The 8,226-nt window shown below is 71.2% G+C and carries 9 protein-coding genes and 2 pseudogenes; 5 read left to right on the top strand and 6 right to left on the bottom strand.

The genetic code is table 11. The features are described from left to right. Positions 1-129: 129 nt before the first annotated feature. On the bottom strand, positions 130-513 hold the full coding sequence (locus tag AC2VNT_RS09060) for a DUF732 domain-containing protein (RefSeq protein WP_486946540.1): 384 nt from the start codon (positions 511-513) through the stop codon (positions 130-132). Between the two features lie 76 nt (positions 514-589). Between AC2VNT_RS09060 and AC2VNT_RS09055 the strand changes: the two genes are divergently transcribed. The 5 genes and pseudogenes from AC2VNT_RS09055 (at position 590) to AC2VNT_RS09035 (ending at position 4,211) form a co-directional block, all read left to right on the top strand. Continuing rightward, complete coding sequence (locus AC2VNT_RS09055; RefSeq protein WP_486946539.1) at positions 590-886, top strand: DUF732 domain-containing protein; 297 nt, start codon at positions 590-592, stop codon at positions 884-886. Positions 887-896: 10 nt separating this feature from the next. Next, positions 897-1,691, top strand: coding sequence for an LLM class flavin-dependent oxidoreductase (locus tag AC2VNT_RS09050; RefSeq protein WP_486946538.1), 795 nt, complete (start codon positions 897-899; stop codon positions 1,689-1,691). Positions 1,692-1,782: 91 nt separating this feature from the next. After that, entirely contained in the window at positions 1,783-3,063 is a 1,281-nt protein-coding gene (locus AC2VNT_RS09045; protein WP_486946537.1) for an amidohydrolase family protein, read from the top strand. Between the two features lie 79 nt (positions 3,064-3,142). Beyond that, positions 3,143-3,295: pseudogene (locus AC2VNT_RS09040) on the top strand (malic enzyme-like NAD(P)-binding protein); the annotation flags it as partial. A gap of 178 nt (positions 3,296-3,473) precedes the next feature. Then, the gene (locus AC2VNT_RS09035) at positions 3,474-4,211 is read left to right on the top strand and encodes a VldE C-terminal domain-containing protein (RefSeq protein ID WP_486946536.1); all 738 of its coding nucleotides are present in this window, start codon (positions 3,474-3,476) and stop codon (positions 4,209-4,211) included. 8 nt (positions 4,212-4,219) lie between these two features. On the opposite strand, the gene AC2VNT_RS09030 is transcribed toward AC2VNT_RS09035, so the two are convergent. The 5 genes and pseudogenes from AC2VNT_RS09030 to AC2VNT_RS09010 all read right to left on the bottom strand — a co-directional run. Further along, positions 4,220-4,486, bottom strand: coding sequence for an Mtp family mycobacterial-type pilin (locus AC2VNT_RS09030; RefSeq protein WP_486946535.1), 267 nt, complete (start codon positions 4,484-4,486; stop codon positions 4,220-4,222). Between the two features lie 130 nt (positions 4,487-4,616). After that, complete coding sequence (locus AC2VNT_RS09025) at positions 4,617-5,117, bottom strand: S8 family serine peptidase (RefSeq protein WP_486946534.1); 501 nt, start codon at positions 5,115-5,117, stop codon at positions 4,617-4,619. A 423-nt stretch (positions 5,118-5,540) separates the two neighbouring features. Continuing rightward, positions 5,541-6,326, bottom strand: a complete 786-nt coding sequence (locus tag AC2VNT_RS09020) for a DUF1906 domain-containing protein (RefSeq protein ID WP_486946533.1) — start codon at positions 6,324-6,326, stop codon at positions 5,541-5,543. A 175-nt stretch (positions 6,327-6,501) separates the two neighbouring features. Next, positions 6,502-7,872, bottom strand: coding sequence for a PPE family protein (locus tag AC2VNT_RS09015; RefSeq protein ID WP_486946532.1), 1,371 nt, complete (start codon positions 7,870-7,872; stop codon positions 6,502-6,504). 43 nt (positions 7,873-7,915) lie between these two features. Next, a pseudogene (locus AC2VNT_RS09010) lies at positions 7,916-8,116 on the bottom strand (PE family protein); the annotation flags it as partial. Between the last annotated feature and the right edge of the window lie 110 nt (positions 8,117-8,226).

Raw genomic sequence — 8,226 nt, 5'->3', positions numbered from 1 at the left:
TGCCAGCAGGATCGGCCGACGCCGAAACCGCCCGCCGGTGCTGCCCGGACCACAACCGATCCGACGTCGCCGCCCAGGCCCCGGTTCGAGACGGGCTGCGGCGACCGGGCGAGAGGCCCGGGCCGTGAGCTACCGCTCGGTCTTCGGGCACATGTTGGTGTGCGCGGCGTCGACCACGGCACCGGCCTGCTGCTCGGAGATCCCCAGGTAGTGGGCCACGTCGCCGACCACGTGGCCGGCCGAGTCCGCGGCCAGCTCCAGGCAGGCCGCCCGCCCGGCGGCGAGATGCTTGGCGTCGTTGCCGGGAATGCGACCGCGGGTGGCGTCCAGGAATGCCGACTCCCCCGCGTTGGGGTAGGTCGACCGGTGCTCCGCACAGAAGAAGAAGTCGGGGCTGTTGCCGCAGTAGTCCGGGTGGTTCGGATTGAGCGGGTCGGCACCGGCCGGCCCGGCGGTGCACAGCGCCGCCAACGTCGTCACCAGCGCAGCCAGTCCCGCCGCGATTCCCCTCACGGTGTCACCTTTCGTGCCGGCTTCGCCATCGGCCTGCCAGCGTACCGCGGCGCCCGGTACGCGTATCATCGCCGGCGTGGCACGACTCACCCGACCACTCGCGGCGGCCGCGGCGGGGGGCGCGGTGCTGCTCGGCGCGGCTCCGGCGCACGCCGACGACGGCAGCTACCTGCGCTATCTGAAAGACCACGGCTACACCGGCCAGTACGCCGACGGCCAACCGATCGCACCCGGCAGCGCCACCGCGCTCGGACACATGATCTGCGAGAACCTGCACGTCGGCCGGTCGGTGGAGCGACAGGCGCCCAACTACCTTGAGTGGCCGCAGTTCCCGCTGATGGCCGACGCCGCCGAGCACGAAATCTGCCCGTAGCGAACGGTAGATGCGCCGCGCCCTGCACGTGCCGTTGTTCGGCGCACTGGCCGACCCGCAGGCCGTCACCGACATCGCCCGGGCTGCCGAAGAAGCGGACTGGGACGGACTTTTCGTGTGGGACCACATTCTGAGCCCGGTCGCCGGTGACTGGGAGATCGCCGACCCGTGGATCGCGTTGGCTGCCGCGGCGACGGTGACCAGCCGGATCACCCTGGGCCCGATGGTGACCCCGTTGCCGCGCCGCCGGGTGATCACGCTGGCCCGGGAGACGGTCACCCTGGACCGGTTGAGCCGCGGCCGGTTGATCCTCGGTCTGGGCACCGGGCGCGACATCGCCCGGGAGTATTCGGCGTTCGGCGAGGTCGGCGATCAACGCCGGCTCAGCCGGGTCCTCGACGAAGGTGCGGCGGTGCTGACCGCGTTGTGGGCCGGCGAGACGGTCACCCACCGCGGCGAGATCGTCGTCGACGGCGTGCGCATCACCCCGGGCCCGCTGCACCGCCCGCGGATACCCGTCTGGTTCGGCACCAACCGGACAACCGGCCGACCGATCGAGCGGGCCGCCCGCTACGACGGGGTCTTCCCGCACGGGATGGATGCGGCCGGGGTGGCCCGGATCGCGGGCACCGTCGCGACGATCCGGGGAGGCCTCGACGGGTTCGACATCGCGGTGCCGGTGCGCGCCGACACCAGCCCCGCCGACTTCCGCGCTGCCGGCGCGACCTGGCTGGTGCACGAATTCTGGCCGGGCGCCGACCGTGACCAGGTCCTGCGGGTGATCGAACGCGGCAAGCCGGGCTGACACCACACCGGACGACCGAGCGGCCTGCCCCGGTCTCCCCCGGTTCCCTAGTCTGTATCCGATAGCCGTGCGGCAGGCGGAGGGAGGTCGGGTGCACGTCCACCGCGGCAACATCGTGTTCACCCCCAGCTGGCGCGCCTTCGTCAGCCTGCCGCGTGGCTACGTCGTGGTCGGTGACGACGGCACCATCGTCGAGTGCGCCGAGCGGCTGCCGGATCGCTACGCCGGCGCACCGACCACCGACCACGGCGATCAGCTCGTCATCCCCGGCTTCACCGACGCCCACCTGCACGCCTCCCAGCTGCCGATCACCGGCCTGCAGGGCAGCACCGAGTTGATCGACTGGCTGCACATGCTCACCTTCCCGCAGGAGGCCAGCCTCGGCGACCCGGCGTACGCCGACACCGTCTACGGCATCTTCGCCGATTCCCTGCTGCGCAACGGCATCACCGGCTCGGTGGTGATGGGCACGGTGCACACCGACACCACCGGCATCCTGGTCGACAAGCTGATCGGGGCGGGGTTGCGGTCCTGTGTCGCGAAAGTGTCCCGGGACCAGAATGTGCCGGCCGATTCATGCGAGACCACCGCCCGGGCGATCGCCGATTCGCGCCGCTTCATCGAGCAGACCCTGGGCAAGTCGCCGCTGGTCGGTCCGGCCGTCGCCCCGAGCGTCAGCATGGTGTGCAGCCGCGAACTGATGGCTGGCCTGGCCGGGCTGGCCGACGAGTTCGGCGTGCCGTGCCACATGCACCTGGCGGAGAACCGTACCGAGGTCGAGGTGACGCTGAAGATGTTTCCGGACTGTTCGGATTTCGTCGAGACCTACCAACGTGCTGGATTGCTGTCTTCGGCTAATACCGTTGTCGCCCATGCCATTCACCTCACCGAACGAGAGAAGAAGGTGGTCTCCGAAACCGGCGCGCTGGTCGCCCACTGTCCGCACTCCAACCTCAACCTGCTCAGCGGCGTGATGAAGCTCGCCGAATACCACGACATGGGAATCCGGGTTGGACTGGGCAGCGACATCTCGGCCGGCCACTCGCTCAACATGTTTCAGAACATCGTCGGCGCGATCCAGGCGGGCGCGGTGAATCTCCTGGCCGACCGCGCGTCGCGGCCGGTGCTGGCCGCCGAAGCCTTCTACTGCGCGACCAAGGGCGGCGGCAGCTTCTTCGGCAGGACCGGCAGCTTCGAGCCCGGCTACGCCTTCGACGCACTGGTCGTCGACGACTCGCAGTGGACGGCGGTCAAGGAGATGAGCCTGGCGCAGCGGATCGAGAAACTCATCTACTGCGGCGACGACCGAAACATCGACCAGGTGTACGTCAACGGTGAACGCCTGAAACGCCCCGGTCGGGACACCAGGTAGACGTAGTCGACGGCCGGCCCGCCGGAGAGGAACGCCGCTCTCCACCCGGCGTGACGATCTCGACAAGCAGGGCACCGCCGCGGTGAGCATGGGGGCGTTTACCGAGCCGATCATCCGCGAGCTGGCGACCAAGACCGACCGGCCGATCATCTTCCCGCTGTCCAACCCCACCAGCCGGGCGGAGGCGCACCCGCGGCAGCTCGACGAGTGGACCGACGGTCGGGCGCTGCTGGTCCGGGTCCACCAGCGCCGGGGATGCGGCACCGAGCGCGGTGGCTGCGGCCGGTGAGGCGCACGACGGGCCCGAAGGCCGACCGTGTACCTTGACCACGATCGCCGGGACTCGGACGGTGCGCATCCCGGAGCTGCGTGGCGGAAAACCCGCCACACGCGTCGCATGGGACACTAAGGTGCTGTTCGTGGGCAGAGACGGGGTGGTCAACGGCCGCCGGGGGCGCTGGGCGGCGATCCTGGCCTCGCTCGCCGTCTCCGGGGCCATCATCTACGCCGAGGGCGAAGAGGAGCCCCCGTCGCCGCCGTGCTGCCCCAGCACCGTCAGCGATCCGGCGACGGTGGCCGACGGGCCGGGAGCCGTGCCGCCGGGCCTGGCCGGACCGCAGTTCGTCCCGCAGGCCGCCACCGGACCGCAGGTCGCCAGCGCCGCGGAGGTGGACGAGTTGGCGGCGAGCGCGCCGGTCAGCGCGCAGCAGTTCCAGATCGAGCTGCCGGCCGGGATCGCCCCCGAGGACGGGTTGCAGGTGAAGACCATCTGGGCGGCCCGGGCCATCAGCGTGCTCTTCCCGGAGATCACCACCATCGGCGGGTTCCGCCAGGACGCGCTGCGCTGGCATCCCAGCGGGTTGGCGATCGACGTGATGATCCCGAACTACCACAGCGAGGAAGGGATCCGGCTCGGCGACCAGATCGCCGGCCTGGCCCTGGCGAACGCGAAGCGGTGGGGAATCAACCACGTCATCTGGCGGCAGCGGATCTACCCCGGCGTCGGCAACGGAAACTGGACGGCCGACCTCGGCAACGAGACCGCCAATCACTACGACCACGTGCACATCGCCACCGACGGCGGCGGTTACCCGACCGGCCAGGAGACCTACTACATCGGGTCGATGACCCCGACGCCGCCGGGCTGACCCGCTGGTCAGTTCGGGGCGACCGGCGCGGGGAAGCTCGGGTCGTACGGGCCCTCGCCGCGCCAGTTCGCCGGATCGTGCGGGACGTTGTCGAGGTAGTGGTTGTCGTGGCAGAGGTTCGGCTCCCAGTTGGCGCCCATCCACGAACTCCACTGCTCGCCCGGGCACCAGTGGTACCGCGGCTCGGCTTGGGCGATGCCCGCCGCGCCCACGCCGACGAGCCCGACCCCCACTGCCAACACGCCTGCCGCCGCCGCCCGGGTGATGCTTGTCATGCAGAGATTTCTACCACGCGGGACGCGAACCCCATCGTCTATTCCCACCTGCGCGGGTGATTGATGCGGCGCGGCGAGCCGTGTCCGGACCCGCCGGCTCGGGGCACCCCACCGGCGGCGTCAACGGTTGTCACCCGCCGACCGGCAGGTCGGCGGTGAGCGCCGCGACCGGGTCGATCATCCCGAACCCGACCCGGTCATCCACGCCACCGCTCGGGTGTCGCGCGGTGCGGGTCAACCGGGTGACGACCTGACGGGCCGACAACCGCGGATACTTCGCCCGCACCAGAGCGGCCACCCCGGAGACGATCGCCGTCGAGAACCCACTGCCGGTCGGCCGTGCCGGGCCGGGCGGATCGTCGGCCGGTACCGCGTCGGGATCGACGACCGGCGGGCTGACCGCCACCCCGGCCGGCACCGGTGCGACGGTCGCGGCGGTGGAATCCGCAGCCGGGGCCGCATCCTTCGTCGGCTCCTTCGCCGGCCGGATCAAGTAGCCGACGACGGCGCCCACCGCGACCGCGGCCACGGCGGCGGTACCCAGGACGGCGGGCCGGTTGCCCAGCCGGCGGGGCGGCGGGGCGGCGGGAATCCGGTATCCGGCAGAGTCTGCGCCGTCGTCCAGAGGCATGGACCGATGTTACCGAGGTGGTGCGTGGCGCACCGCGATTCGGCTGCCTCGTCGATTCGTCGGCGCGACCGAAACGTCGCAGATGCCACCGTATCTCCAGCTTCTCAGTCCGCCGGCAACGTCGTGACAGACAGGACTTCGCCCCGGCGCGATACATCGTCGGTCCGTTACCGACAGCCCGCCCACCAGGGAGAAGTTCCATGACCCAACCGTCGCCGCCGCCAGACTGGTATCCGGGCCCGTCCGGATCCGGCGGGCCGCGCTGGTGGGACGGCGCCGGCTGGTCCGATCAGCAGGCGCCCCCAGCCGGTGACCACCAGCACCGCACCGGCGCCGACCGACCCGCAAACCCGGTCGCTGAGCGGCGACGTCGTCGCGGCCGGCTGCGGAGCCGTCAACCTCACCCGGTAGCCTCGGCGGTGCTCAACGGTGCAGGTTCCACTGGCCGCAGTCGCGGGCCAGGACGTCGTTGACGTCCACCTCGCACCCGTCGATCACCGGTCCGGGGTTCGACGCCGTGCTCACGATGCTCTGGTAGAGCACCGCCGCCGGGGCGCGCGCGCCGCGCGCCCAGGACCGGGTCTGCCAGGCCCAGCGGTGGCCGGGGACGCTGGAGTTGCCGATGACGCCGTCTCCGCCCGCCCACCGGCAGACGTTCACTCCCCCGTAGACCCCGGTGCGCTGGGCGCCCATCACCGAGTTGATCCCCCGAAACCACGGCAGCGCAACGTCGTTCCAGGTGTTGCGGTCGATGTCGTCGTCGACGCTGAAGAAGATCGGCGCGGTGCGACCGCCGCCGGCCGCGTTGTGCAGCTGCAGCGCGGTCCGGGCGTCGGCGACGCCGCCGGGGTAGCCGCGGGTAAAGTCCGACGGCGCGGTGCCGCCCGGCTTTCCGTACTGGTAGTTGCTGACGATCACCAGGCCGGCGTTGTTCAGGGCGCTGGCGTAGGGGCGGGTGATCGGTTTGGCGCCGAAGTTCGAGCCCGGCCGCGACGTCGACACGTAGTTCACCACGCCGGAGTATCCGGCCGCCTTGATCTGGTCGGGCGCGATCTGCCGCATCGCGTAGTCGACCAGCCTCGGGCCGGCCGCCGCCGCCGCCGGCGCGCCGTGCACCGCCCCCACCGCGGCAAGCGCGGGCGCGGCGGTCGCGAATTTCAGCACGTCGCGCCGGGAGACACCGCGTGATTGGTGTGGCGGATGAGGCATCTGATTACGGTAGCAAGGGTGGGCGGTCGGACCGGCGAGGTGCGACGGCCTGTCGTCGGGGTATTTCCGGTCCGGTTCACCAGCGGGCGCGGCCAAGACGTCGGCACCCCGGAATGCGCTGGGCGGACACGATGAATCGCTGGCACCGATGACCACCCGAGACGTGGACACCGCGTCAACGCGCCGGGGTTCCGGAGTCCTTTTCTCCGGGCTCGGCCGGCGCCGTCAGAGTCGCCGCCCACCAACCCAGCAGATGCCGTTTCTGCTCGGCGAACTCGTCATCGGTCAGCACCCCGGATTTGTGCAGCCGGGCGAATTCCTCCAGTCGGGCGCTGACCCGCGTTTCCAGTCCGCCCGGCGGGGGCTCCGGCGCCTTCGCGGACGTGCGCGGGGTCGCCCCGACAGAATCGCGGCGACCACCGTTGACGGAGCCGGCCAGAGCGCTGCCGGCCATCCCGGCCAGGCCCATCTGGCTGAACGCGGCTGCCGCCGTGCCCGCCGAAGCGGTCGGTGCGGCAGCCGGGTTGGTGGTCGGCAACCCGTAGGCGACCGAACGCACCTCCGGCGCGGCGACGGCCCAGCTCAACGGCACCGACAGCCGTCCGGCGGTGATCGCCTGACCGATGCCCGCCGAGACCGGCGGCTGCTGCGGGGAGCCGACGAGGGCAACCCAGGGCTCGGTAGCCGCGATGTCCTCACAGCCCGGATACGACGGGTCTATCGCGTGCAGAACCTCGCGTTGCCCGCACAAAAGGCGGTAATCCAGCGATACCAGGAATTCACCGTTCGCCGAGGCGGCCGCCCACGATGCGGCCGCCATGCCCAGGCCGATCGACGATACGACGTCCAGACCCACCAGATCCAAGAGCGCCGACGGGAGTTCAAGGAGCGACTCGACCGGCGTGGCCTGCACGGGCGCCGCGGCGAGCGCCTGCGCGACATGCGACATCACCGACTGCGCCCCGCTGCCGGCCGAGTTGCCGACCGCCTGGGCGGCCGGGCCGGCCGGATCGGTCGGCCTGGTGGTCTGCTGCTGCGGGGGGGTGAACGGCGTCAGCTCCACCGCCGCCGCCGCGGAGCCCGCATAGCCGTACATGGCGGCGGGGTCTTGTGCCCACATCGCGCCGTAGTGGGCCTCGTTGGCGGCGATCGCCGCCGTGTTCTGCCCGAGTACGTTGGTGGCCACCAGCGCCAACCACTGGGCGCGGTTGGCCGCCACCGCCGCCGGCGGCACGGTGAGCCCGTACGCGGTCTCGTACGCGGCCGCGGCCGCTTTTGCCTGCGTCGCGGTCTGCGCGGCCTCAGCGGAGGCGCTGGTCAGCCACGCCACGTAGGGGGCGATCGCCGCCGCCATCGCCGCCGACGACGGACCCAGCCAGGCCTGGCTGGTCAGCCCGGAAACGATCGACCGGTAGGCAGCTGCGATGGAGCGCAGCTCCGCAGCGAGCCCGTCCCAGGCCGATGCGGCGGTCATGATCGGCGCAGAGCCGGGGCCGGTGTACATCAGCACGGAGGTGACCTCCGGCGGCAGCGTCGCAAAATCCAATGCTCAGGGCCTATCCACGGCCATCGGGGTCCATCACGATCGATCAGCCGGCGGCGATCACATTGACGGCCTCGGTGGACGCATACGAGCCCGCGCTGGAGGTCAAGGTGGCGACGAACATTTCGTGCAGTGCCGTTGCCTGGGCACTGGCCGCCTGATAGCTGGCGCCCTGGGCCGAGAATCGCGCCGCGATCAGCGCGGACACCCGATCCGCCGCCGGCGGAGCTACGTCCGTCGTGGGTTCCGCCGCCGCCGCGGGTGGCGTCCCAGGAGCGGTGTAAAAGTGGCCTGACGTAGGCTCCGCTCGTTTGCGTTCATGATCCTATGCGATGGCGCCGACAGGATCGGTTGGCG

This window comes from Mycobacterium sp. TH-M15 (assembly GCF_057473705.1).
The sequence above is the reverse complement of the archived record's forward strand: the minus strand, read 5'-3'. Positions and strand labels throughout refer to the sequence as shown.